Here is a 24,339-nt window from a genome sequence, read left to right as displayed (position 1 = left end):
AGCCGCTCTGAGCCCCGTACGTGCCCTGTAGTCTCCCCGGCATGCTGCGCTTTCCCGGTCAGGGGCCCCGCACCCCCGACGACGTGGTCATCGGCCCGCTGGATCTCGCCGCGCGCGTCGACGAGGCGCTCGCCGTCCAGGCGCTCGCCTTCGGACTGGGCGCCGACGAGATCGCCGTCCGCCGGCAGATCGTGCTGCGCCACCTCACCTGTCCGGGAGCCCGGGCCCTCGGGGCCACCACCGTCGACGGACGGCTCGTCGGATTCGTCTACGGCATGCCCAACGACCGTGGGCACTGGTGGTCCACCGTCGTCGAGCCGTATCTGCGCGCGCGGGGCAACGACACCTGGCTCGACGACTCCTTCGTGATCACCGAGCTGCACGTCCACCCGCGCTACCAGAACCGCGGCTCGGGCCGCGCCCTGATCACCGGCATCACGGACAGCGCGGCCCAACCCCGCTCGATCCTCTCGGCCATCGACACGGACAGTCCCGCCCGCGGCCTGTACCACTCGCTGGGCTACGAGGACCTGGCCCGCCAGGTCCTCTTCCCGAGCGCGCCGAAACCGTACGCCGTGATGGGCGCGCCACTGCCGCTGCGGCGCCCCTGACGGGCGGCCCCGGGGCGAAACGGATTTCCGGGGACGGCGGCCCCCCGGCTAACCTCCTTGCCATCACCCTTACGCAGCAGGAGTCGAGAACCATGGCCCAGGTCCAGCGCATGTCCCGTTTGATGGTCAAGACACTGCGTGACGACCCGGCGGACGCCGAGACGCTCAGCCACAAGCTGCTGGTCCGTGCCGGCTACGTGCGCCGCAACTCCGCGGGCATCTGGACCTGGCTGCCGCTCGGCAAGAAGGTCCTGGACAACATCTCCCGGGTCGTCCGCGAGGAGATGGACGCCATCGGCGCCCAGGAGGTCCTGCTGCCGGCCCTCCTCCCCAAGGAGCCCTACGAGGCCTCGGCCCGCTGGGAGGAGTACGGCGATCTGCTGTTCCGCCTCAAGGACCGCAAGGGCGGCGAGTACCTGCTCGGCCCCACCCACGAGGAGATCTTCACCCTCGTGGTGAAGGACCAGGTCGCGTCGTACAAGGACCTGCCGGTCATGCTGTACCAGATCCAGACCAAGTACCGGGACGAGGCCCGCCCGCGCTCCGGCGTGCTGCGCGGCCGAGAGTTCCAGATGAAGGACTCGTACTCCTTCGACACCACGGACGAGGGTCTCGCCGAGTCCTACGCGCTGCACCGCGCCGCGTACCAGAAGATCTTCGCCCGGCTGGGCCTCGACTACCGCATCGTGTCGGCGGTCTCGGGCGCCATGGGCGGCTCCGCCTCCGAGGAGTTCCTCGCGCCCGCCGCGGCCGGCGAGGACACCTTCGTGGACTGCCCGGCCTGCGACTACGCCGCCAACACGGAGGCCGTGACCTTCACGCTCACGCCCGTCTCCGAGGAGCACGGCCCGGTCGAGGAACTGGACACCCCCGACACCCCGACCATCGAGACGCTCGCCCGGCACCTCGGCGTCCCGGCCTCCGCCACCCTCAAGAACCTGCTGGTCAAGGTCGACGGCGAGATCGTCGCCGTCGGCGTCCCGGGCGACCGAGAGGTCGACCTCGGCAAGCTGGGTGAGCACCTCGCGCCCGCCGTCGTGGAACTGGTGACGGCCGAGGACTTCGAGGGCCGCGACGACCTCGTACGGGGCTATGTGGGCCCGCAGGGTCTGGAGAAGGTCCGGTACATCGCCGACCCGCGGGTGGCGCCGGGCACGGCCTGGGTCACGGGCGCCAACAAGGCCGACACGCACGCGAAGAACGTCGTCGCGGGCCGTGACTTCGAGGTCGACGACTACCTCGACGTCGTCGTGGTCGAGGAGGGCGACCCCTGCCCGTCCTGCGGCGCCGGCCTCAAGCTGGACCGTGCCATCGAGATCGGCCACATCTTCCAGCTCGGCCGCAAGTACGCCGACACCTTCCAGCTCGACGTCCTCGGCCAGCAGGGCAAGCCGGTCCGCGTGACCATGGGCTCCTACGGCATCGGCGTCTCGCGCGCGGTGGCGGCGCTCGCCGAGCAGTCGGCGGACGAGCAGGGTCTGTGCTGGCCCAAGGAGATCGCCCCCGCGGATGTCCACGTGGTCGCCGCGGGCAAGGCGCTCCAGACCGAGCTGGCCCTCGACGTCTCCGAGAAGCTGGGAGCCGCGGGCGTGCGGGTCCTGGTGGACGACCGCGCCGGTGTCTCCCCGGGCGTGAAGTTCACGGACGCCGAGCTCATCGGCGTACCGCAGATCCTGGTCGCCGGGCGCCGCTCGGCCGAGGGCGTGCTGGAGCTCAAGGACCGCCGCACCGGTGAGCGCGAGGAACTGACCGTCGACGAGGCGATCGCCCGGCTGACGGCCTGACCGAGGCGGGCGGACAGGCGGGCAGGACGGACGGCCCGGCCGGGGTACGACACCCCGGCCGGTGGCCGGAAGTCCGCCCCCGAACACGCCTCCGGGAACGTTCCTCGTGGCGTCGCCGTTGCCCGGCACGTCCCACTCCGGCTGCTCGCCTGCCGTAGCACGCGGCAACAGCGCGCCATCCCGGCCGGGAAAGGCCCCGAGGGCCGCGGGCTCAGAGCCAGCCGGCGAACTCCAGCAGCAGCTCGGCGTCCTGCTCACGCCCCACCCGTCGCGCCCGCACGCCGGACTCGACCGCCCGGAACAGGGTCCAGCCGCGCAGCCGCTCCTGGTCCACCTCCAGCGATTCGGCGAGCCGCTTCACCCGCCGCCGGGTGATCGAGGCCCCCGAGGGCGAGGCGATCAGGTCCTCCACCCGGTCACGGACCAGCCGGGCCAGATCGAAGGCGCACTCGCCGATCACCGGGTCCGGGCCCACGGCCAGCCAGGGCATGCGCTCACCGGCGAGCACCTTGCTCTGCCGGAACGTGCCGTGCAGCAGTCGCTCCTCGGGCGGGCCGGTGATCAGCTCCTCGCGCGCCGCGAGTGCGGCGTCGACCAGCTCCACGACCTCGGTATCGGTGTCCGCCGCGGCCCGCATCGCCTCGGCCTGCCGCCCGGTCCGCTCGGCCACCGTCTCGAAGGCGTGCACCTGCGCGGCGGGCGGTTCGACCCACAGCCGCCGCAGCGTACCGGCCGCCTCCAGCAACGCCTTCGCCTCCGGCAGCGAACGCACGGACAGATCGGGCCGCAACCGCTCCAGCAGCAGCTCTCCGTGGACGTCGTCCGCCACACCGCGGGCAGGCAGGAGCTGCACAGCGCCCCGGCCGCCCCAGTGGGCGAGCGCGGCCCGCTCGCTCTCCGGACGCGCCCGCTCCGGCGCCAGCTTCAGAACCGCGGGTGTCCCGTCGGCCTGCCGCACCAGCACGACCAGACTGCTGCGCCCGCCGGGCGCCTGCACCCGCTCCACGGTCAACTCGCGTAGAACGACAGCCTGTTGAACCGCCCCGGCGAGTTCGTCCAGCCACTTGCCCGGCTCCTCGGCCCCCTTGGTCCCGTCGGGCCCGCCCCGCTGCGCCTCGCCGAGCGCCCGCACCAGGCGCTGCGGCGGTTCGAAAGCCATGCGGGAGTCCATGCGGGAGGGGTTCCTTCCGAGAGTCGCGTCAGGTGTGCGAGGGCGCCGCCGCGAACGAGGCGGCCGTCCGCTCGGCGAGACCAGGGAAGGCTACGCTCTCCCCGCGCCAGCGCACTCCCCGCACCGCCGCCTCCCGCAGCGCCTCGGCCGCCGAGCGCCGCCGGTCGCCCGAGGAGGCGCGCACCAGGTCGGAGTAGCTCCCGGCGACTCGTTCCTCCAGCTCGGCGGCGAACCGTACGGCCGTGCCGGAGTCCTTGACGGCGAAGGGCAGCGCGTACGCCGCCGCCGCGGGCGCGGGCTGTCCGCCCAGGTCCCTTATGGCGCGGGCCAGTTCGTCGCGACGGGCGCGGTGCGCGTCGTACGCGGCGCGGGCCTCGCCCCGGCGGGACTCGCCGATCCTGCCGCCGACGACTCCGTACCCGTACACCACGGCGTGCTCGGCGGCCAGCGCGGCCTGCAGGGCCGTCAGCTCCGCCGTCCCGGCCTTCTGTCCGGCCTTCCCGGCCGTCCCGGCCTCCCGGGTCTCCTCGGCCCGCCCGGCCCGTTCCGTCCCGCCCGTCGAGCTCACTTCTTCTCCTCCGTCAGCACGTACGCGTGGGCCGCACCGGCCGCCGCCACCGAGGCCAGCAGTCTGGCCAACTCTCCCGGCACGTCAAGCAGGGCTCTCGTGCGCCGCTCCACCAGGGCGAGTTCGGCTGCCGCGAGGTCGGCCAGGGCGTCCTTCTCACGGGCCGGCACGGCGGGCGAGGCACTCGCGGAAAGCGAGCCCGAGGGGGACACGGAGGCAGAGTCCGAGTCCGAAGGGGACACGGAGGAAGAGGCGGACGAAGAAGCGGGCGAGGAGGCGGGCGAGGAGGCGGACGGTGAGGCCGAGGGCCGGCCCCCGGTGCCGCCGAACGCCTGCGCGTGCCGCACGACCTCGGTCCGCAGCGGGTCCAGTCGCTTCGCCAGCGGCGGATGGGCGGCGATCACGGCGGCGTAGCGCGCCGCGAGCGTCTCGCTGTCGCGGGCGGCACGCGCGCGTGCGGCGTCGGCGGCCGAGGGGCTCCGGCTCGCGGTACCGGAGGACGGCGACTCGGGAGCGGAGCAGCCCACGAGCACGGCGGCGCCCGCGGCCGACGTGAGCAGGCTCCTTCGGCGCGGACCCGACGGGGTGCGGGACGGCGGGGTGAACGACACGGCAGACGTCCTCGGAAGGCTCGTACGAACGGGAGGGCGGCGCGCCCGTGATCACGGTACCCGCGCCGGGACCCGGGGCCGGCCAGCGGCTCTCCCGTGCCTCCGCCGGACCCGTCGCCGGGCAGCCGCCGGCCCTTCCCGTGACCGCCCCGATGGACGGCAACACCCCCTGCGACCGGATACCCTTTGACCAGACACGCGACCAACCCACAACAGCACACGCGGCCGAGGAGTCACCCGGATGAGCACCACCCAGAGCGAGAGGCTGCGAGAACTTCTGGAACCGCTCGTCAGCTCCCAGGGACTCGACCTGGAAGAGATCGAGGTGGACTCGGTCGGACGCAAGCGCGTGCTGCGGGTGGTCGTCGACTCGGACGCCGGTGCGGACCTCGACCAGATCGCCGATGTGAGCCGCGCGCTCTCGGCGAAGCTCGACGAGAGCGACGCGATGGGCGAGGGCGAGTACACCCTCGAGGTCGGAACCCCCGGTGCCGAGCGCGAGCTCAAGGAGCACCGTCACTACGTACGCGCCACGGACCGGCTGGTGAAGTTCCAGCTGGGAGATGGCGCCGAGCTGGTCGCCCGCATCCTGAAGGCCGATGACGACGGCCTCGACGTGGAAGTGCCGGGTGTGAAGGGGCGCAGGCCCACCACCAGGCGGCTCGCCCTCGCGGACATCGCCAAGGCCCGCGTCCAGGTCGAGTTCAACCGTAAGAACAAGAACGAAGAGACCGAAGAGAACGCAGAGGAGGCGTAGCCGTGGACATCGACATGAGTGCCCTGCGGGGTTTGGTACGGGAGAAGGAGATCTCCTTCGACCTGCTGGTCGAGGCGATCGAGTCGGCCCTCCTCATCGCCTACCACCGCACCGAGGGAAGCCGCCGCCACGCGCGCGTGAAGCTCGACCGGGAGACCGGTCATGTGACCGTGTGGGCGAAGGAGGACCCCGAGGACCTGGAGGAGGGGCAGGAGGTACGCGAGTTCGACGACACCCCGTCGGGGTTCGGCCGGATCGCCGCGACCACCGCCAAGCAGGTGATCCTGCAGCGTCTGCGGGACGCGGAGGACGACGCGACGCTCGGCGAGTACGCCGGACGCGAGGGCGACATCGTGACGGGCGTGGTCCAGCAGGGACGCGACCCGAAGAACGTGCTCGTCGACATCGGCAAGCTGGAGGCCATCCTGCCCGTGCAGGAGCAGGTCCCCGGCGAGACGTACCAGCACGGCCTGCGCCTGCGCTCGTACGTCGTCCGGGTGGCGAAGGGCGTGCGCGGTCCGTCCGTGACGCTGTCGCGCACGCACCCCAATCTGGTGAAGAAGCTCTTCGCGCTGGAGGTGCCGGAGATCGCCGACGGATCCGTCGAGATCTCCGCCATCGCCCGCGAGGCCGGCCACCGCACGAAGATCGCCGTGCGCTCGACCCGGTCGGGCCTGAACGCCAAGGGTGCCTGCATCGGTCCCATGGGCGGCCGGGTGCGCAACGTCATGGCCGAGCTGAACGGCGAGAAGATCGACATCGTCGACTGGTCGGACGACCCGGCCGAGATGGTGGCGAACGCGCTGTCCCCGGCCCGTGTCTCCAAGGTCGAGGTCGTCGACCTCGCGGCCCGCTCCGCGCGGGTGACGGTCCCCGACTACCAGCTGTCACTGGCGATCGGCAAGGAGGGCCAGAACGCCCGCCTCGCGGCCCGCCTCACCGGCTGGCGTATCGACATCCGTCCGGACACCGAGCAGCCCGCCGAGCAGCCCGCCGAGCGGCGCGGGGACCGGAGCGGGGACCGGGGCGGGGAATAGATCCAAGCCGCGAGTGGCTTGGATCACGACAGTTATCTGCGCAGCAACTGTTCGATTCTTGCCCCAAAGGGGTGAGGTCGGTGCGGAGAGGTAGACTTAAGAGTGTCTGGCCGGACGCGAGCCCGCGCATGCCCTGAACGCACCTGTGTGGGGTGCCGGGAACGAGCGGCCAGGACTGATCTGCTGCGGGTCGTGGCGATCGAGGGTGAATGCGTCCCCGATCATCGCGGTACGCTGCCCGGCCGGGGTGCGTATGTACACCCCGCCCTGGTCTGTCTGGACCTGGCGGTACGCCGCCGGGCGTTCCCAAGGGCGCTGCGTGCCCCGGGAGTGCTCGACACAGCGGCGTTGCGCCTCTGCGTCGAGCAGGCAACACCGTAAGACGTGTCGTACGGAACCCCCGTGCGGCCCTGGTACCCCGCGAGTTGGAAGTAGGTCGAGATTGCGATGAGCACTCGATGAGCACGCGATGAGTACGCCCATGAAGTAGCGACGGTCCGGACGCAACCCGGACCTAAAAGGAGCGAAGTGGCTAAGGTCCGGGTATACGAACTCGCCAAGGAGTTCGGGGTTGAGAGCAAGGTCGTCATGGCCAAGCTCCAGGAGCTCGGTGAATTCGTCCGTTCGGCGTCGTCGACGATCGAGGCGCCCGTAGTACGCAAGCTGACCGATGCCCTCCAGCAGGGCAACGGTGGCGGCAAGCCCGCCGCACGCAAGGCTGCCCCGGCGAGGCCGGCAGCCCCCTCTCCCGCGCAGGCCGCCCGTCCGGCTGCCCCGCGCCCGCCGGCCCCGAAGCCGGCTGTTTCCGAGCGGCCCGCCGCCGCGCCGGTCACCCCGGCCGCGCCGGGTCCGCGTCCGACTCCGGGTCCCAAGCCCGCTCCGAAGCCCGCTCCCGCGGCTCCGGCGCCGGCCGCGCCCGAGTTCACCGCGCCCCCGTCGGCGCCCGCGGCTCCCTCGGCTCCGGCCGCGGGTCCCCGTCCGGGTTCCGCCCCGCGCCCCGGTGGCCAGGCTCCGCGTCCCGGTGCCCGTCCCGCCGGTGGTCCCGGCCAGGGTGGCCAGGGCCGTGGCGACCGTCCCGAGCGTCCCGAGCGCGGCGACCGTCAGGGCGCCCCGCGTCCCGGCGGCCAGTCCGCGCGTCCCGGTGCCCGTCCGGCCGGCCCGCGTCCGGGCAACAACCCCTTCACCTCGGGTGGCTCCACCGGCATGGCGCGCCCGCAGGCGCCCCGTCCGGGCGGCGCGCCCCGACCCGGTGGCGCCGGTGCGCCCGGTGGTCCGCGTCCGCAGGGCGCGGGCGGCCAGGACCGTGGTCCCCGTCCCCAGGGCGGTCCCGGCGGCGCTCCGCGTCCGCAGGGCGGTCCGGGCGGTGCCCGTCCGACTCCGGGCGGCATGCCCCGTCCGCAGGGTGGCGCTCCGCGTCCCGGCGGTGGCCCCGGTGGCAACCGTCCGAACCCCGGCATGATGCCGCAGCGTCCCGCCGCGGGTAGCCCCCGTCCCGGTGGTGGCCCCGGTGGCCGCGGTCCCGGTGGCGGCGGCGGTCGTCCCGGTGGTCCCGGTGGCGGCGGCGGTCGTCCGGGCGGCGGCGGCTTCGCCGGTCGTCCCGGTGGTGGCGGTGGCGGCTTCGCCGGCCGTCCGGCCGGTCCCGGTGGCGGTGGCGGCGGTTTCGCCGGCCGTCCGGGTGGTCCCGGCGGTGGCGGCGGTGGCCGTCCCGGCTTCGGCGGTCGTCCGGGTGGTCCCGGTGGCCGTGGTGGCACACAGGGTGCGTTCGGCCGTCCCGGCGGTCCGGCGCGTCGTGGTCGCAAGTCGAAGCGGCAGAGGCGCCAGGAGTACGAGGCCATGCAGGCCCCGTCGGTCGGCGGCGTGATGCTGCCTCGCGGCAACGGACAGTCCGTCCGCCTGTCGCGCGGTGCGTCCCTCACCGACTTCGCGGAGAAGATCGGCGCCAACCCGGCGTCGCTCGTCGGCGTGATGATGAACCTCGGCGAGATGGTCACTGCCACGCAGTCCGTCTCCGACGAGACGCTGAAGCTCCTCGCGGACGAGATGAACTTCGTCCTCGAGATCGTCAGCCCCGAGGAGGAGGACCGCGAGCTGCTCGAGTCCTTCGACATCGAGTTCGGCGAGGACGAGGGCGACGAGGACGACCTCGTGGTCCGTCCGCCGGTCGTGACCGTCATGGGTCACGTCGACCACGGTAAGACCCGCCTTCTCGACACCATCCGCAAGACGAACGTCGTCGCGGGCGAGGCCGGCGGTATCACGCAGCACATCGGCGCGTACCAGGTCGCGACCGAGGTCAACGGTGAAGAGCGCAGGATCACCTTCATCGACACCCCCGGTCACGAGGCGTTCACCGCCATGCGTGCCCGTGGTGCCAAGTCGACCGACATCGCGATCCTCGTGGTGGCGGCCAACGACGGTGTGATGCCCCAGACGATCGAGGCGCTGAACCACGCCAAGGCGGCCGACGTGCCGATCGTGGTCGCGGTCAACAAGATCGACGTCGAGGGCGCCGACCCGACGAAGGTGCGCGGTCAGCTCACCGAGTTCGGTCTGGTGGCCGAGGAGTACGGCGGCGACACGATGTTCGTCGACATCTCCGCCAAGCAGGGTCTGAACATCGACTCCCTGCTGGAGGCCGTGGTCCTGACCGCGGACGCCTCGCTCGACCTGCGGGCCAACCCGGAGCAGGACGCGCAGGGTATTGCGATCGAGTCCCACCTCGACCGCGGCCGCGGTGCCGTTTCGACGGTCCTGGTCCAGCGCGGCACGCTGCGCATCGGCGACACCATGGTGGTCGGCGACGCGTACGGCCGAGTCCGGGCGATGCTCGACGACAACGGCAACAACGTCGAGGAAGCGGGTCCGTCGACCCCCGTCCTGGTCCTGGGTCTCACCAACGTCCCGGGCGCCGGCGACAACTTCCTGGTCGTCGACGAGGACCGCACGGCACGACAGATCGCCGAGAAGCGGGCGGCGCGCGAGCGCAACGCCAACTTCGCCCGCCGGGGTGTCCGGTTCTCCCTGGAGAACCTGGACGAGGCCCTCAAGGCCGGTCTGGTGCAGGAACTCAACCTCATCATCAAGGGCGACGCGTCCGGTTCGGTGGAGGCTCTCGAGTCCTCGCTGCTCCAGCTCGACGTCGGCGACGAGGTCGACATCCGTGTCCTGCACCGCGGTGTGGGTGCGGTCACCGAGTCCGACATCAACCTGGCGACCGGCTCCGACGCCATCGTCATCGGCTTCAACGTCCGCGCCGCGGGCCGCGCGGCGCAGATGGCGGAGCGCGAGGGCGTCGACGTCCGGTACTACTCGGTGATCTACCAGGCCATCGAGGAGATCGAAGCGGCCCTCAAGGGCATGCTCAAGCCGGAGTACGAGGAGGTCGAGCTCGGCACGGCGGAGATCCGCGAGGTCTTCAAGTCGTCCAAGCTGGGCAACATCGCCGGTGTCCTGGTCCGCTCGGGCGAGGTCAAGCGCAACACCAAGGCGCGCCTCGTCCGCGACGGCAAGGTCATCGCGGAGAACCTCAACATCTCCGGGCTGCGTCGCTTCAAGGACGACGTCACCGAGATCCGCGAAGGCTTCGAGGGCGGTATCAACCTCGGAAACTTCAACGACATCAAGGTCGACGACGTCATCGCGACGTACGAGATGCGCGAGAAGCCGCGGTCGTAACGCAGTGGCTTGAGCTGGCCGGCGGTGAGAAATCACCGTCGGCCGGCTTGCTGTTTGAAGATCGCGCGGCTCCCCGTGCCCTTTCGGGGCGCGGGGAACCGCGCGACCAGCCCCCACCGGCCGGCGGCCGGAGAACGACCCACGGGGTCCGGGGCGAAGCTCCCGGAGACGGGACGGGCAGGGGCGGCGGTGGTGAAAAACCCCGGCGAGCAACCCACCGGTTCGTTGTACGGTTCAGATGTCCCTGCCAAGTGCGATTGGCAGGCCATCTATCCCGTACCGGCGGGACATCCGGTTACACATGTATGTGGGGACGCTGTCCTTCGATCTGCTCCTCGGCGATGTCCACTCGCTCAAGGAGAAGCGCTCTCTCGTCCGCCCGATCGTCGCCGAACTCCGGCGGAAGTACGCGGTCAGCGTGGCGGAGACGGGCAACCAGGACCTTCACCGCAGGGCCGAGATCGGCCTCGCGGTGGTCTCCGGAGACACCGAGCACCTCACCGACGTACTGGACCGGTGCGAACGGTTCGTCGCCGCACGGCCGGAGGTGGAACTGCTCTCGGTACGGCGCAGGCTCCACACAGACGAAGACTGACGAAACAAGCAAGGCGAAGAAGGAGACGGACCAGTGGCCGACAACGCGCGTGCCAAGAGGCTGGCGGACCTCATCCGAGAGGTCGTGGCCAAGAAGCTGCAGCGCGGGATCAAGGACCCGCGGCTCGGCACCCACGTCACCATCACGGACACCCGGGTCACCGGGGACCTCCGGGAGGCGACCGTCTTCTACACGGTGTACGGGGACGACGAGGAGCGCGCGGCCGCGGCCGCGGGCCTGGAGAGCGCCAAGGGCGTGCTCCGCTCCGCGGTCGGCGCGGCGGCGGGCGTGAAGTTCACCCCGACCCTCACCTTCGTCGCGGACGCCCTGCCGGACACCGCCAAGACCATCGAGGACCTGCTCGACAAGGCACGTGCCTCCGACGCCAAGGTGCGTGAGGTCTCGGCGGGAGCCGCCTTCGCCGGTGAAGCGGACCCGTACAAGAAGCCGGGCGACGAGGACGAGGACGACGCCGCCGAATGACCCAGAAGCTCCGGACGCCCGACGGGCTTGTCATCGTGGACAAGCCGTCGGGCTTCACCTCGCACGACGTGGTCGCCAAGATGCGCGGCATCGCGAAGACCCGCCGCGTCGGCCACGCCGGCACCCTCGACCCCATGGCGACGGGCGTGCTCGTCCTCGGCGTCGAGAAGGCCACCAAGCTCCTCGGGCACCTCGCGCTCACCGAGAAGGAGTACCTCGGGACGATCCGCCTCGGCCAGAACACGCTGACGGACGACGCCGAGGGCGACCTCACCTCCTCCACCGACGCCTCCCGGGTGACCCGGGAAGCCGTCGACGCCGGGATCGCCAAGCTCAGCGGCGCCATCATGCAGGTGCCGTCCAAGGTCAGCGCGATCAAGATCGACGGCGTGCGCTCCTACAAGCGGGCGCGTGAGGGCGAGGACTTCGAGATCCCGGCCCGTCCGGTGACGATCTCGTCGTTCACCGTGTACGACGTGCGGGACGCCGTGGCCGAGGACGGCACGCCCGTCCTGGACCTGGTCGTCTCCGTGGTCTGCTCGTCCGGGACGTACATCCGGGCGCTCGCCCGCGACCTCGGCGCGGACCTGGGCGTCGGCGGCCATCTCACCGCCCTGCGCCGCACCCGTGTCGGCCCGTACAAGCTGGACTGCGCGCGCACCCTCGACCAGCTCCAGGAGGAGCTGACCGTGATGCCGATCGCGGAGGCCGCCACCGCCGCGTTCCCGCGCTGGGACGTGGACGACAAGCGGGCGCGGCTGCTGCTCAACGGCGTGCGCCTGGAGATCCCCGAGGAGTACGCCGGGGCAGGCGCCGTGGCCGTCTTCGATCCGGCGGGGCAGTTCCTGGCGCTGGTGGAGGAGCAGAAGGGGAAGGCCAAGAGCCTCGCCGTGTTCGGCTGAGGCCCGCGACATCCTTCGAAGCCCGCGAATCCCACGGCCCGCGAGATCCTGCGGGCCGGTCGGGGCGCGGGCTTCCGGCAGGGACCACTGGCCCGTGGAGCGGCGGTCACGGGGCGTCGCGCCCGCCGCTCCATGGTCCCCCCTCGGTTCCCCCACCCAGAGGTGTATCCATCCACCCTGCCCTATTCACCCCATCGGGCGGGCGCTCGGAGTGAACCGAGGGAGCGGAAGGGGGCGCGTTCACCACGCGATCTGTCCCGCTGATCACCTCGCGCCTACCGTCGGAGGAACGGAGCGCGGCGGGGAGGTTCGAACATGGCGGGACGAGGCCCGCGGACCGGGGACGAGCAGGCACCGGACGCCATCGACCGCGCGCGGGACGAAGGCGTGGTGCGCATCTGCGACCTGGCCGGACGCCCGCGCGGCACCGGATTCGTCGCCGACCACCACGGCACGGTGATCACCAGCCACGAGGCCGTGGACGGGCTGGCCCGGCTCGTCCTCCACGCCCCCGGCGACCGCAGTGTGGTGGTGGGAGCCGACGCCGTGACCCTCCTGCCCGCCGCCGACCTGGCACTCGTCCGTACCAGGGGTCTCGACCTCGACCCGCTCCCCGTCACCGTGCGGGACCGGATCCAGGCCGGCACGTACGTCAGGATCGCCGCGGGCGGCTGGCGCGAGGCGCGGGTGCTCGGCAGTACCGCCGTGACCTACACGGCCACCGACCGTTTCCACCTGCTCGGCGAGGCGCTGGAGCTGGCGATCGGCACGGCGGGCGCGGACGCGCTCCGGCTCGGCGGCGGGGCGGCCGGAGGCCCGGTCCTGGACGTGTCGACCGGGGCGGTGATCGGCGTCGTGGGCACCGCGCTGCACGGGGAGCACCCGGCGGCGCGGTTCGCCGTCCCCCTGCGCACCCCCGGCGTGCGGGGACCGCTCGCCGCCCTGCTGGCCCGCAACGCCGCGACCGTGCCCGCGTACGGCGCCGATCTCAACCCGGCCGGGGTGCTGGAGCTCACGGCGACCTCGGTCGGCTCCGACGGACCGGGGGCACTGCCCTCGTCCGGTACCGGTGCCGAATCGTCCACCCCGGTCGAACGGACCGCCGTCGTCGGGGAGTTCGAGGTCTTCGTGCGCGGCCCGGCCGCCGTCCTCGGGCTGGTCGGCCCGCCCGGCAGTGGCCGCACGACGGAACTGGCGGCCCTCGCCGCCCGCCGCACCGGCGGTGCCGAACCGGCCCCCACGCTCTGGTTGCGGGGAGCCGACCTTCTCGCCGCGGACGCCTCCGTCGCCGACGCGGCGGCACGGGCACTGGAGCGGGCCGGACGGATCGTGGCGACTTCGCGGGAGGGGGCGCCCGGGGACTCGGAGGTGCTGCCTCCCGGCGGATACGGCGGTGAGCTGGGCGACATCGGCCCGGAGCGCCTCGCCTCACTGGCCCGGGACGCCGGACGTCCGCTGCTGCTCCTCCTCGACGGCCCCGAGGAGATGCCGTCAGCCCTCGCCCACCGGCTGCCCGACTGGACGGCGGGCACGGCCGAGTGGCTGGGGGAGACCGGGGCGCGGCTCGTCGTCGCCTGCCGGCCGGAGTACTGGGAGCAGGCGGGGGCGCACTTCCCGGCGGAGCTTCTGCACCGGGCCGCCGGGGCCGAGCCGGAGCCGCTGCTGCCGCCGTGCGTCCGGCTCGGTGATCTCACGGAGGAGGAGGCACGGCGGATCCGGGTGCGGGCCGGGATCCCCGAGGGCACGCTGGGCGCCGCCGACGCACGGCACCCGCTGACCCTTCGCCTGCTGGCCGAGGTGCGGGCCGGGGTGCCGGACGCCCCGGCCGGGTGCCTCGACCGGCACGACGTCCTCGGTGCCCATCTCGACCTGATGTGCCTGCGCGTCGCGGTCCGGCTCGCGGCGGCGAACGGAGTGCGCGGCACCGCCGTACGCCGCCTCGCCGCCCAGGTGTCCGGCCGGGTGCACGAGGCCGCGCGGCGCTGTCTGGGGCCGGGGCAGGGCCAGTTGGACCGCGAGTCCTTCGAAGCCGTCTTCCCTTGGGGTCCCGCTCCGGGGCGCCGCTCCGGCCGGACCACCGGCTGGGCCTCCGCCGTCCTCACCGAAGGCCTCCTGGTCCCCGCGGGCAACGGCTACCGCTTCGCCCACGAAGAACTCGCCGACTGGATCCAGGGCACCCACCTGGACCTGGACGCGGCCCTGCACGCCCTGGTCCACCGGAGCCGTGACACGGCCTCGCCCGCCGCGGTCCGGGCGCCGACTCCGTCCGGGACGGAAGCCGAGCGGGTACCCGGCCGGCGGACACCTCCGCCGGCCGGGACGGGACCGCGGGCCGTGCCGGGTCCGGTGACCGGGCCGGGCGTGCCGCGCCGCCGCCGGTCCCGGGGCTCCCGGCCCGCCGTCCGCACCGGTCCGGGTCACCTTCCCGTCCCCCGACACCGCATCGGACCGGTCGTCGAGGCCCTGCTCCTCGTGGCGCGTCAACAGGGTGCGCCGGCGCTGACCCCTCGACTCGAAGAACTGGTCCACGCCCTGGACGCCCTCCTGCCGGACGTGCCCGCCGCGCCGGAGGACCCGGTCTGGTGGGCCGCGCGACTCCTCGGCGACGTCATGCCGCGGTTGCCCGACGCGACTCCGTACACCGGGGTCCTGGGGCTGCTCGCCGAGCGGATCGTGCGGTGGCGGGCGGAGGGCCGGGGTGTTCCGGCGGAGTTCGGGCCGGCCTTCTGGGAGGCGCTGCCGCTGTCGGGGACGGAGCGGCTCGACCTGCTCAGGAGCCTGGTCGTCGCGGACGAGGCGCCGCGACAGGCGGACCTGGCCGGCCCGGCTCCGGCCGGCGCCACACCGGCCGACAGGGTGCGGCTCGGTACGACCCCGGTCGGCGTGATGCGGCTCCGTACGACCCGGGCCGGCGTGATGCGTCCCGCAACGACCCCGGCCGACGTGATGCGTCCCGCCACGACCCCGGCCGGCACGGTGCCTGGCGACGCCGCCCCGATGGGCAGGGTGCGGCTCGGCACGGCCCTCGACGGCGCGCCATCGGGCGACGCGGCGCGGGACGCCGGCGCCACCGCAGGTGCGGCACCGGGGGATGCGGCAGCTGCCGGTGGAGCACGGGAGGGCGCGGCCACGGAAGGCGTCGGCCCTCTCGACGAGGTCTCCGGCGACCGGACCACCGCTCTCCACCGCACGCCGGGAAACTCCCGCACGACGGAGGGCACCGGTGCGCCTACGGTCACCGGCACGCCGGAAAGCTCCCGTACGACGGAGGGCACCGGCACGCCGGCAGGCGCCCGCATGTCGCGAGGCACCCGCGCGCCGGAACACACCCATACGCCCCGCTACCTGGACGCCGTGGCCCGGCTCCTCGCCGCCGACCCCACCGGCGTGGCACCCCACCTCATCAGCTGGTTCGACGACGAGCGCCCCCTGCCCGCGACGCCCCACGCGACCGTGGCCACCGCGGCCCAGGCGCTGCTCTACGCGCACCGGTGGCGAGCCCTGGACGACCTGGCGGAGGCACTGGTGGACAGCGCGCACCGCCGGGCCGACGAGCTGCTCGCCGCGCTTGCCGAGGAGGAGCCGTCGGCGGTCTGCCGGGCCGTCGACCGGTGGGCCCACGACACGCGGCCGGCCCGGCGGGTGGCGGCGGTGGCGTACGGACTGCGCGCCGCGCCGCACGTACGCACCGAGGCCGACCGCGCCCTGCTGCGCTACGCGGCGCTGGCTCTGCTGGCCCGCCCCGCCGACTGCACCCTGCACGGCGGAGCGCTCGGCCTGCTCGTACGGGACCCGCGGAGCCGGGCCGCGTATCTGCCGCAGGCGTTGGAGCGGTTCGCGGCGGGCGACGCGCAGATGCCCGCCCGCGCGCTGGTCCCCGCCCTCGCCACGCACCCCGACCCGGTGATCGCCGCGTTCCGGGCCCGGCTGCGGCAGCCCGGCGCGGACCCGGCCGAGGCGCTGCGCACGCTCGCCGACGTCACCACGCCCGCGCTCGCCCACCGTGTCGCCGCGCTCGTACGGGAGATGGTGGAGCTGCGCCCGGAGGCCGCCGCGCACATGGCCGCGTATGTCGACCGTCGTCTCGCCCACGGCTCCGTCGCGCGCACGGCGCTCTTCCCACTGGTCACGGGGCTGCTGATCGGCTGTCCGGCCCCGGTGCGGGCGGCCCTCGCGGCCGTGCTGGCCGCGCCGGGCAGCCGCGCCTCCCAGGAGCTGCGGCGTGAGCTGCTGGATCTGCTCCTCGCGCACGAGCGCGACCCGGCCGTCCTCGGCACCCTGCTGCGGGCCGCCGCGGAGGGCATGGACCGCTGGGGCGAGGAACCCACCCGGGAGCTGGTGCACCGGACGGGCCGGCTGCTGGTGCGCACCCCCGCCGGAGCCACCGCCTTCGACCGCGGCCTCGTCGAGCTGGCCCGCCAGGTGCCGGGATTCGCCGCCGTGGTGGCCGCCTGGCTGGCCGGCGCCCCCGAGGAGTGGGCCGGGGTGGTCGGTCCGAGCACCCGCCGCATGATCGAGAATCTGGCCGGTGTGCGGGTCCCCGCTTGAGTCAGGCCTTGGTCAGGTTCTCGTGCTCCGCGTCACAGCTCGATGCCGATGCGAACCGGGGGCACGCGGCATGGCACCCTTAGAGCTGCGAATGAGGCAATCACGGACACGGGTTCGACAAGGAGCGGTCACAGTGCAGCGCTGGCGTGGCTTGGAGGACATCCCCCAGGACTGGGGGCGCAGCGTCGTCACCATCGGTTCCTACGACGGGGTGCACCGCGGACACCAGCTGATCATCAGGCATGCGGTGGACCGGGCCCGGGAGCTGGGCGTGCCCTCCGTCGTGGTCACCTTCGACCCGCACCCGAGCGAGGTCGTCCGCCCGGGCAGTCACCCGCCTCTGCTCGCCCCGCACCACCGCCGTGCCGAGCTGATGGCGGAGCTGGGCGTCGACGCGCTGCTGATCCTCCCCTTCACGACCGAGTTCTCGAAGCTGTCGCCCGCCGACTTCGTGGCGAAGGTGCTGGTCGACAAGTTGCACGCCAAGGCCGTCGTGGAGGGCCCGAACTTCCGCTTCGGCCACAAGGCCGCCGGCAATGTCGACTTCCTGCGCGAGCAGGGCGAGACGTACGACTTCGAGGTCGAGGTGGTGGAGCTGTACGTGAGCGGTGCGGCCGGCGGCGGTGAACCCTTCTCCTCGACCATGACCCGGCGGCTGGTCGCCGAGGGCGACGTGGAGGGCGCGCGCGAGATCCTGGGCCGCCCGCACCGCGTCGAGGGCATCGTCGTCCGTGGCGCGCAGCGCGGCCGCGAGCTCGGCTTCCCGACGGCCAACGTCGAGACCCTCCCGCACACCGCCATCCCCGCCGACGGCGTCTACGCCGGCTGGCTGCACGTCGGTGGCGAAGCGATGCCCGCGGCGATCTCCGTCGGTACGAACCCGCAGTTCGACGGGACCGAGCGCACGGTGGAGGCCTACGCCATCGACCGCGTCGGTCTCGACCTGTACGGCCTGCACGTCGCCGTCGACTTCCTCGCCTTCGTCCGCGGCCAGGCCCGGTTCGACTCCATCGAGGCGCTGCTGGAAGCCATCGCCGACGACGTGAAGCGGTCCCGGGAACTGATCGAGGCGTACGGGGCCCTGTAGTCGCAGGACGCATGGCGCAGCCGCGTGGCCGGTTCCCCTGACAGGGCACCGGCCACTCCCGTTTCGTCACTCGTCGGCGCCCCCGTGTCGCAGGGCGGGCCGCATCCCGATTTCACCGGAACCGGAACCGGAACCGGAGCGGGAGCGGCAGCGGGAGCAGGGGCGGGAACGGGCACCCCGGCCACGCGCGTTCGACCTGGCGGGCCCCCCGAGCCACGGCGACCGGTCGCCCCGAGTCACCGGGACCGGTCACCCCGACTCACGTACCGACCCGCCCCTCACCTACCGGCCGTCGCCGCCCAGTGGCACGCCACCTGTGCCTCTCCGCCGCCGCCCAGTACCGGCAGGTCCTGCCCCCGGCACGCGTCCGCGACGCCCGCCCGTTCGGCCTCCCCGCCCGCCAGGATCTGGCAGCGCGCGTGGAACCGGCAGCCCGAGGGGATGCGGGAGGGGTCCGGGGGCTCACCGGTGAGCACGACCGGAGCGCCCGGCGACTCCGGGAGAACGGACAACAGGGCCTGGGTGTACGGATGCCGGGGTGCCGTCAGGACCTCGGCGACCTCGCCCGTCTCCACGATCCGGCCCAGGTACATCACCGCGACCCGGTCGGCGATGTTCCACGCCAGACCCAGGTCGTGGGTGACCACCAGGGCGGACAGGCCGAGTTCGGCCCGCAGCCGCAGGAGCAGGGCGAGGATCTCGCCCCGTACCGACGCGTCGAGGGAGGCCACCGGCTCGTCGGCGACGATGAGTTCGGGCTCCAGGACGAGCGCGCCCGCGATGACGACGCGCTGACGCTGGCCCCCGGACAGTTCGTGCGGGTAGCGCAGGAAGAAGCGCTCCGGCGGACGCAGGCCGGCCCGGGAGAGTGCCTCCCCGACGGCGGCCCGTTCGTCGCCCCCGTATCCGTGGATGCGCAACCCCTCGGCCACCGCGTCGTACACCGTGTGCCGGGGGTTGAGCGAGCCGCTCGGATCCTGGAGGACCAGCTGCACCCGCTTGCGGTAGGCCTTCAGGGCGCGAGAGGAGTAGTCGAGCGGCCCGCCGTCGAAGGTGACGCGACCGCCGGTGGGCGGGACGAGGCCGAGCAGGGAGCGGGCGAGCGTCGTCTTGCCGCAGCCGGACTCGCCGACCAGCGCGACGATCTCGCCGCGGCGGATGTCGAGGTCGACCCCGTCGACGGCACGGGCGCGGGCGGCGCCGTGCCGTCCGGGGAAGGAGACGTGCAGTCCCTCGGCGCTGAGCAGCGGCGGTGCGAGCGCGGGCGCCGGTGCCGCCGCCGGCACGGGGGACGACGGCGCGGGCGGGTTCGTCATGACGTGCTCCTGACTGGTTCTGCCGTTCCCGCGGGCGTGTCCACGTGCACGCAGGCCGCCCACCGCCCCGCGCCCGCGTCCCGCAGTCCCTGGTCCTGGTCGGCGCACGAGTCCAGCGCCACCGGGCACCGGGGGTGGAACGTACAGCCGGAGGGGAGTGCGGACGGGTCCGGGGGATCGCCGGGCAGGCCGCGCGGCGCGAACCGCGAGGCGCTGTCCCCGATACGCGGAAAGGCCGCGGACAGGGCCTTGCCGTAAGGGTGCCGGGCGTTGTCGTACACCTGCCGGGCGGGGCCCTCCTCGACGATGCGGCCCGCGTACATCACCGCGAGCCGGTCGCAGGTGTCGGCCAGGACCGCGAGGTCGTGGCTGATCATGAGAAGGCCCAACTCCTGTTCGCTCACGAGCTGTTCGATCAGGCGGAGGATCTGCGCCTGGATCATCACGTCGAGCGCCGTGGTCGGTTCGTCGGCGATGACGAGCCGGGGGTCGCAGGCCAGCGCCATGGCGATCATGACGCGCTGGCGCTGCCCGCCGGAGAGCTCGTGCGGGTAGGCGTCCGCGCGGGCGGCGGGCAGGCCCACGTGTTCCAGCAGTTCGCCGGTCTTCCTCCTGGCGGCCGCCGGGGTCGCTTTCTTGTGCAGCAGGATGGGCTCGGCGATCTGGTCGCCGATGCGGTGCACGGCGTTCAGCGAGTGCATCGCTCCCTGGAAGACGATCGAGGCACCCGCCCAGCGGACCGCCCGCACCCGTCCCCACTTCATCGTGAGCACGTCCTCGCCGTCGAGCAGGATCTCCCCGCTCGTGCGGGTGCCCGCGGGCAGCAGCCGCAGCAGCGCGAGAGCCAGCGTGGACTTGCCGCAGCCGGACTCGCCCGCGATGCCGAGCTTCTGCCCCGCGTCGAGCGAGAGGTCCACGCCGCGTACGGCGGCCGCCCCGCCCGCGTACGTCACCTCGAGGTTCCTGACCGCCAGCAGGGGCTGCCTGGCGGGAGTGTTCACCGGAGTGCTCAACGGGTCACCCCCAGCTTGGGATTGAGGACCGACTCGACCGCACGCCCGCACAGGGTGAACGCGAGCGCGACCACCGCGATCGCGATGCCCGGCGGAACCAGGTACCACCACTTCCCGGCGCTGACCGCGCCCGCCTCCCGGGCGTCCTGGAGCAGCCCGCCCCAGGACACGATCGTGGGATCGCCCAGGCCGAGGAACGCGAGCGTCGCCTCGGCGAGGATCGCCGAGGAGATGATCAGGGTCGTCTGGGCCAGCACCAGCGGCATCACGTTGGGCAGCACGTGCCGCGTCATGATGTGCCAGTGCCCGCCGCCGAGTGCCTTGGCCCGTTCGATGTAGGGCCGTGATTCGACGGCGAGGGTCTGCGCGCGGACCAGCCGGGCCGTCGTCGGCCAGGTGGTGACGCCGATCGCCAGGATGATGGTGCCGAGCGAGCGGGTCATCACGGTCGCCAGCGCGATCGCGAGGACCAGCGTCGGCATCACCAGGAACCAGTCCGTGATCCGCATCAGCACGGTCGCGTACCAGCCGCGGAAGTGGCCCGCGGTGATCCCGATGAGGGCGCCGATCGCGACCGAGAGCACGGCGGCGAGCAGTCCGACCAGCAGGGAGACCCGGGCACCCCACACCACGAGTCCGAGCAGATTGCGTCCGAACTGGTCGGTGCCCAGCGGGAATCGGGCGCTCGGGCTCTCCATCGGCCGGCCCGGCGCGTCGGTCACGCTCTGCACGTGGGAACCGACGGTCAGCGGCGCCGTCAGGGCGATGAGGGCGAAGAGCGTGAGCGCGGCGAGCCCGAGGACGCCCGCCCGGTGGGTGCGGTACTGCCGCCAGAAGCGGACCGCGGAGTTGCGGCGGCGTTGCCTGGCGAGGGTGCGGGGGCTCTTCGCGCCCGCGGTGACGGTCTGTTCGGCCGCCGTGGATTCGGTTGTCATCGGCCCGTCCGACTCGGTCGTGGTCATCGGCCCACCCGTGGGTCCAGCAGCGGATAGATCAGGTCGGCCAGCGTGTTCATCACGATCACCGCCGCAGCGAAGACGAAGAACAGCCCCTGGACCAGCGGCAGATCGGGCACGCTCAGCGCCTGATAGAAGAGGCCGCCGAGGCCCGGCCAGGAGAAGACGGTCTCGACGAGGATCACACCCGCGACCGTCCGGCCGAGGTTGATGAAGATCAGCGTGACGGTCGGCAGCAGTGCGTTGGGTACGGCGTGGCGGCGCCGTACGAGATCGTCGCGCAGGCCCTTGGCCCGTGCCGTGGTCAGGTAGTCGCTGCCCATCTCGTCCAGCAGTGCCGAGCGGGTGACCAGCAGTGTCTGCCCGTACTCGACGGCGACCAGTGTCACGACCGGCAGGACCAGGTGGTGGGCGACGTCGAGGACGTACGCGAAGCCCTCCTTGCCCCCCGACTCCATGCCGCCGGTCGGGAACAGGCCCGGGATCGGGCCGATGCCCACCGAGAAGACGATGATGAGCAGCAGCCCGAGCCAGAAGGACGGGATCGAGTACAACGTCAGCGCCAGACCGGTGTTGAGGCGGTCGCTCGTCCCGCCGTTGCGCCAGGCGGAGCGGGTGCCGAGGAAGATGCCGAGCGCCGTGTAGAGGACGAACGCCGTGACGGTCAGGAGCAGGGTGTTCGGCAGCGCTTCGGTGATCTTGTCGATGACGGGCGTCCGGAACTGGTAGGACGTGCCCAGGTCGCCCGTGAGCGCCTTGCCGCAGTAGTCCGTGAACTGTTCCCAGAGCGGCAGGTCGAGTCCGAACTCCGTCCGGTAGTGGGCCAGTTGCTCGGCGGACACCTGGCGGCCGCCGGTCATGTACTTGACCGGGTCGCCGGGGATGAGCCGGAAGAGGAAGAAACTGGTGACGAGGACGGCGAGCAGCGAGACGGCGGCGCCGCCCAACTTGCCCGCCACATAGCGCAGATACGCGGTCGTGGTGCGCGCCCGTGGCCCGCGGACCGACGGTCCGGCGTCGGCCGGACCGTCGGTCGCCTCGACCAGCGAGGGTGTTGCCTCAGCGGTCATGAACTACTCATTCGCTCGTACGTCCATGGAGTGCCCCGGGGGGCGTGGGGGCGCGCTATTCGCGGTCCTCGGCCGTGGCACGGCGACGCATCGCGAAGAACGCCCCGGCGCCCACGAGGACGACCACGCCCGCGACGATGCCGATGATGACGCCCGTCGAGCTCGAACCGTCGGAGGACGCACCGGAGGAGCCCGCCGGAACCGCCGACCACCAGCTCCAGTAGCCGTCCTGGCCGTAGATGTTCCCGGCCGCCTTCGGCATCGTCTCGATCGACTTGATCTGGTCGGTGCGGTAGGCCTCCACCGCGTTCGGGTACGCCATGACGTTCATGTACCCGGTGTCGTACAGCCGCGACTCCATCTGCTTGACGATGTCCGCCCGCTTGGCGGTGTCGTACTCGGCGAGTTGCCGGCCGTACAGCTCGTCGTACTTCTTGTCGCAGATGAAGTTGTCCGTCGCGCCCGTGTCCTTGGGTGTGGCGGGCAGCGCCGCGCAGGTGTGGATCGACAGCACGAAGTCGGGGTCGGGGTTGACGGACCAGCCGTCGAAGGCCAGGTCGTACTTGCCCGCGAGCCACGGGTCCGTCACGTTGTCCAGGCAGTCGAGGGTGACGCCGATGCCCAGCTTGCCGAACCACTCCTTCAGGTACTGCCCGACCGCCTTGTCGTTCGGATCGGTGGCGTGGCACAGCAGCCGGTAGTTGATCGGCTTGCCGTTCTTCTCGACGCGCTTGCCGTCGCCGTTCTTCTTGTAGCCGGCCTCGTCGAGGAGTTGGGCCGCCTTCGCCGGGTCGTAGCCGAGGTTCTGACTCGCCGAGGGCTTCCAGGAGTAGGTGGAGAAGCGCGGCGGGATGTATCCCTCGCCCTCGACGGCGTGGCCCTGGAAGACCTTGTCGACGAGGGTGCTCCGGTCGACCGCCATGAACAGCGCCTGGCGCACCTTCTGGTCGAGCAGGGACTGCGCTCCGTCGCCGAAGCGGTCCCCGTTCGCGGCCTGGGCGCCGGGATTGGTGGCGAGGGCGTAGAAACGGCGGCCGGGGGCGTCGTTGACCTTGATGTTCGGCTGGCTCTTGAGCGCGGCGGACTGGGCGGGCGTCAGGTTGGAGACGAACGACACCTCGCCCTTCTGGAGGGCCGCGACGGCCGCGTCACCGTCCTTGTAGTACTTGAAGACCAGCTCGTCGAACTTGGGCGCGCCCCGCCAGAAGGTCTTGTTGGGCTTCAGCCGCACATAGCTGTCGGGCTTGTAGTCCGTCAGGATGAACGGCCCGTTGCCCACGATCGGGAAGCTCTTGTCGTTGTTGAACTTGGAGAAGTCCCCGACCTTCTCCCAGACGTGCCGGGGCACGATCGGGACGTCGAGAGCGGCCATGGTGGCCTGCGGCTTCTTCAGCTCGATGACCAGCTTGGTGGGGCTCGGGGCCGTGACCTTCTTGAAGTTGCCGACGAAGCTGCCGTTCGCGGTGGCCGCGTTCGGGTCGGTCATCATCTTGTTGAAGGTCCACGCCGCGTCCGCGGCGGTGGCCTGCTTGCCGTCCGACCACTTGGAGTTCGAGCGGATCGTGTAGGTCCAGGTGAGCTTGTCCGCGGACGGCGCCCACTTGGTGGCGAGGCCCGGGATCGCGTGGTTGTCCGCCGGGTCGTAGTTGGTCAGGTACTCGTACATGAGCCGGTGGATGCTCGTGCTGACCAGGCGCGACGCCAGGAAGGGGCTGAGCGAGTCGACGCTCTGGGCGACCGCGACGGTCAGGACGTTCTTGCCCTCCGCGGCCCGGGCCTGCTGCGGGGCCGGATCGAGCGGCGTCGCGAGACCGGCGGTGAGGGTGAGGGCGGCGGCGCCCGCGGCGGCGAGGAGCCTGAGACGCGGACGTCCTCCGGTGTGCTGATCTTGTCTGTTCATGGGTCGGTGACCTCGCGTCATCGCTCGCACGGGGATGGCTGGTTGAACTGCTGGATCAGGGGTGAACGGGGGGCGCCGGCGGGGTTGATGTGTGTGTCTATCAGCGGCGGTCTCCGTGAGTCAACGGCAGGTGGACCCCATGTGGCCTGCGGAAATAACGAGTTGGCGCGGAATATCCGCTCATTGGTTCAGACCGGTGAAGCCCTCCTGGCCAGGGGGTGGCGCTTTCTTTCGCCCCTGGACACGCGAAGGCCC

The 24,339-nt window shown here is 72.4% G+C and carries 19 protein-coding genes; 11 read left to right on the top strand and 8 right to left on the bottom strand.

Annotated features, from left to right (window positions below; all coding sequences use genetic code 11):
• Nucleotides 1-41 precede the first annotated feature (41 nt).
• Entirely contained in the window at nucleotides 42-611 is a 570-nt protein-coding gene (locus tag OG199_RS13545) for a GNAT family N-acetyltransferase (protein WP_356806274.1), read from the top strand.
• Between the two features lie 92 nt (nucleotides 612-703).
• Entirely contained in the window at nucleotides 704-2,395 is a 1,692-nt protein-coding gene (locus OG199_RS13540; protein WP_356806273.1) for a proline--tRNA ligase, read from the top strand.
• Between the two features lie 211 nt (nucleotides 2,396-2,606).
• Here the strand turns inward: OG199_RS13540 and OG199_RS13535 are convergent, their stop codons facing one another.
• The 3 genes from OG199_RS13535 to OG199_RS13525 form a co-directional block, all read right to left on the bottom strand.
• Complete coding sequence (locus OG199_RS13535; RefSeq protein ID WP_405829666.1) at nucleotides 2,607-3,554, bottom strand: aminoglycoside phosphotransferase family protein; 948 nt, start codon at nucleotides 3,552-3,554, stop codon at nucleotides 2,607-2,609.
• Nucleotides 3,555-3,594: 40 nt separating this feature from the next.
• A complete protein-coding gene (locus OG199_RS13530) occupies nucleotides 3,595-4,035 on the bottom strand; it encodes a ferritin-like domain-containing protein (RefSeq protein WP_356806283.1) in 441 nt (146 codons plus the stop codon).
• A 95-nt stretch (nucleotides 4,036-4,130) separates the two neighbouring features.
• Nucleotides 4,131-4,745: a hypothetical protein gene (locus OG199_RS13525; protein WP_356806269.1), complete on the bottom strand. Its 615-nt coding sequence runs from the start codon at nucleotides 4,743-4,745 to the stop codon at nucleotides 4,131-4,133.
• A 241-nt stretch (nucleotides 4,746-4,986) separates the two neighbouring features.
• Here OG199_RS13525 and rimP point away from each other — a divergent pair, with 241 nt between their 5' ends.
• The 9 genes from rimP (at nucleotide 4,987) to OG199_RS13480 (ending at nucleotide 17,829) form a co-directional block, all read left to right on the top strand.
• Nucleotides 4,987-5,502 (top strand): ribosome maturation factor RimP, encoded by a 516-nt coding sequence (gene rimP / locus OG199_RS13520; RefSeq protein ID WP_356806267.1) that lies wholly within the window; start codon nucleotides 4,987-4,989, stop codon nucleotides 5,500-5,502.
• Nucleotides 5,503-5,504: 2 nt separating this feature from the next.
• Nucleotides 5,505-6,539: a transcription termination factor NusA gene (nusA, locus tag OG199_RS13515; protein WP_405829663.1), complete on the top strand. Its 1,035-nt coding sequence runs from the start codon at nucleotides 5,505-5,507 to the stop codon at nucleotides 6,537-6,539.
• A gap of 102 nt (nucleotides 6,540-6,641) precedes the next feature.
• Nucleotides 6,642-6,920: a YlxR family protein gene (locus OG199_RS13510; RefSeq protein ID WP_356806265.1), complete on the top strand. Its 279-nt coding sequence runs from the start codon at nucleotides 6,642-6,644 to the stop codon at nucleotides 6,918-6,920.
• A 147-nt stretch (nucleotides 6,921-7,067) separates the two neighbouring features.
• Nucleotides 7,068-10,214, top strand: a complete 3,147-nt coding sequence (infB, locus tag OG199_RS13505) for a translation initiation factor IF-2 (RefSeq protein WP_401810150.1) — start codon at nucleotides 7,068-7,070, stop codon at nucleotides 10,212-10,214.
• Between the two features lie 301 nt (nucleotides 10,215-10,515).
• Nucleotides 10,516-10,809 carry a DUF503 domain-containing protein gene (locus OG199_RS13500; RefSeq protein ID WP_153288273.1) on the top strand — a complete coding sequence of 98 codons (294 nt, stop codon included), beginning with the start codon at nucleotides 10,516-10,518 and terminating at the stop codon, nucleotides 10,807-10,809.
• A gap of 33 nt (nucleotides 10,810-10,842) precedes the next feature.
• Complete coding sequence (gene rbfA, locus OG199_RS13495) at nucleotides 10,843-11,292, top strand: 30S ribosome-binding factor RbfA (RefSeq protein ID WP_329290832.1); 450 nt, start codon at nucleotides 10,843-10,845, stop codon at nucleotides 11,290-11,292.
• A complete protein-coding gene (truB, locus tag OG199_RS13490) occupies nucleotides 11,289-12,194 on the top strand; it encodes a tRNA pseudouridine(55) synthase TruB (RefSeq protein ID WP_356809371.1) in 906 nt (301 codons plus the stop codon). Before rbfA ends, truB begins: the two co-directional genes overlap by 4 nt.
• A 315-nt stretch (nucleotides 12,195-12,509) precedes the next feature.
• The gene (locus OG199_RS13485; protein WP_405829661.1) at nucleotides 12,510-16,742 is read left to right on the top strand and encodes a trypsin-like peptidase domain-containing protein; all 4,233 of its coding nucleotides are present in this window, start codon (nucleotides 12,510-12,512) and stop codon (nucleotides 16,740-16,742) included.
• A gap of 133 nt (nucleotides 16,743-16,875) precedes the next feature.
• Nucleotides 16,876-17,829 carry a bifunctional riboflavin kinase/FAD synthetase gene (locus OG199_RS13480; RefSeq protein WP_356809434.1) on the top strand — a complete coding sequence of 318 codons (954 nt, stop codon included), beginning with the start codon at nucleotides 16,876-16,878 and terminating at the stop codon, nucleotides 17,827-17,829.
• Between the two features lie 278 nt (nucleotides 17,830-18,107).
• Here OG199_RS13480 and OG199_RS13475 read toward each other — a convergent pair whose 3' ends face one another.
• Genes OG199_RS13475 through OG199_RS13455 form a run of 5 tightly spaced genes read right to left on the bottom strand, consistent with a single transcriptional unit; the run spans nucleotide 18,108 to nucleotide 24,084 of the window.
• The gene (locus OG199_RS13475) at nucleotides 18,108-19,145 is read right to left on the bottom strand and encodes an ABC transporter ATP-binding protein (protein WP_356809435.1); all 1,038 of its coding nucleotides are present in this window, start codon (nucleotides 19,143-19,145) and stop codon (nucleotides 18,108-18,110) included.
• A complete protein-coding gene (locus OG199_RS13470) occupies nucleotides 19,142-20,158 on the bottom strand; it encodes an ABC transporter ATP-binding protein (protein ID WP_401810141.1) in 1,017 nt (338 codons plus the stop codon). Before OG199_RS13470 ends, OG199_RS13475 begins: the two co-directional genes overlap by 4 nt.
• Nucleotides 20,155-21,093 carry an ABC transporter permease gene (locus OG199_RS13465; protein WP_356809677.1) on the bottom strand — a complete coding sequence of 313 codons (939 nt, stop codon included), beginning with the start codon at nucleotides 21,091-21,093 and terminating at the stop codon, nucleotides 20,155-20,157. Before OG199_RS13465 ends, OG199_RS13470 begins: the two co-directional genes overlap by 4 nt.
• 23 nt (nucleotides 21,094-21,116) lie before the next feature.
• Nucleotides 21,117-22,184 (bottom strand): ABC transporter permease, encoded by a 1,068-nt coding sequence (locus OG199_RS13460; RefSeq protein ID WP_401810139.1) that lies wholly within the window; start codon nucleotides 22,182-22,184, stop codon nucleotides 21,117-21,119.
• 55 nt (nucleotides 22,185-22,239) lie between these two features.
• Nucleotides 22,240-24,084 (bottom strand): ABC transporter substrate-binding protein, encoded by a 1,845-nt coding sequence (locus tag OG199_RS13455; RefSeq protein ID WP_401810137.1) that lies wholly within the window; start codon nucleotides 24,082-24,084, stop codon nucleotides 22,240-22,242.
• Nucleotides 24,085-24,339 lie beyond the last annotated feature (255 nt).

It is taken from the genome of Streptomyces sp. NBC_01176 (assembly GCF_045039825.1).
Taxonomy (GTDB): Bacteria; Actinomycetota; Actinomycetes; order Streptomycetales; family Streptomycetaceae; genus Streptomyces.
This window is presented reverse-complemented; position numbering and strand designations above follow the sequence as displayed.

Excerpts from the sequence above, each read along its gene's own strand:
- OG199_RS13545 (WP_356806274.1), top strand. The coding sequence starts at position 42 with ATGCTGCGCTTTCCCGGTCAGGGGCCCCGCACCCCCGACGACGTGGTC.
- OG199_RS13540 (WP_356806273.1), top strand. The coding sequence starts at position 704 with ATGGCCCAGGTCCAGCGCATGTCCCGTTTGATGGTCAAGACACTGCGT.
- OG199_RS13535 (WP_405829666.1), bottom strand. The coding sequence starts at position 3,554 with ATGGCTTTCGAACCGCCGCAGCGCCTGGTGCGGGCGCTCGGCGAGGCG.
- rimP (WP_356806267.1), top strand. The coding sequence starts at position 4,987 with ATGAGCACCACCCAGAGCGAGAGGCTGCGAGAACTTCTGGAACCGCTC.
- OG199_RS13500 (WP_153288273.1), top strand. The coding sequence starts at position 10,516 with ATGTATGTGGGGACGCTGTCCTTCGATCTGCTCCTCGGCGATGTCCAC.
- truB (WP_356809371.1), top strand. The coding sequence starts at position 11,289 with ATGACCCAGAAGCTCCGGACGCCCGACGGGCTTGTCATCGTGGACAAG.
- OG199_RS13485 (WP_405829661.1), top strand. The coding sequence starts at position 12,510 with ATGGCGGGACGAGGCCCGCGGACCGGGGACGAGCAGGCACCGGACGCC.
- OG199_RS13475 (WP_356809435.1), bottom strand. The coding sequence starts at position 19,145 with ATGACGAACCCGCCCGCGCCGTCGTCCCCCGTGCCGGCGGCGGCACCG.
- OG199_RS13465 (WP_356809677.1), bottom strand. The coding sequence starts at position 21,093 with ATGACAACCGAATCCACGGCGGCCGAACAGACCGTCACCGCGGGCGCG.
- OG199_RS13460 (WP_401810139.1), bottom strand. The coding sequence starts at position 22,184 with ATGACCGCTGAGGCAACACCCTCGCTGGTCGAGGCGACCGACGGTCCG.
- OG199_RS13455 (WP_401810137.1), bottom strand. The coding sequence starts at position 24,084 with ATGAACAGACAAGATCAGCACACCGGAGGACGTCCGCGTCTCAGGCTC.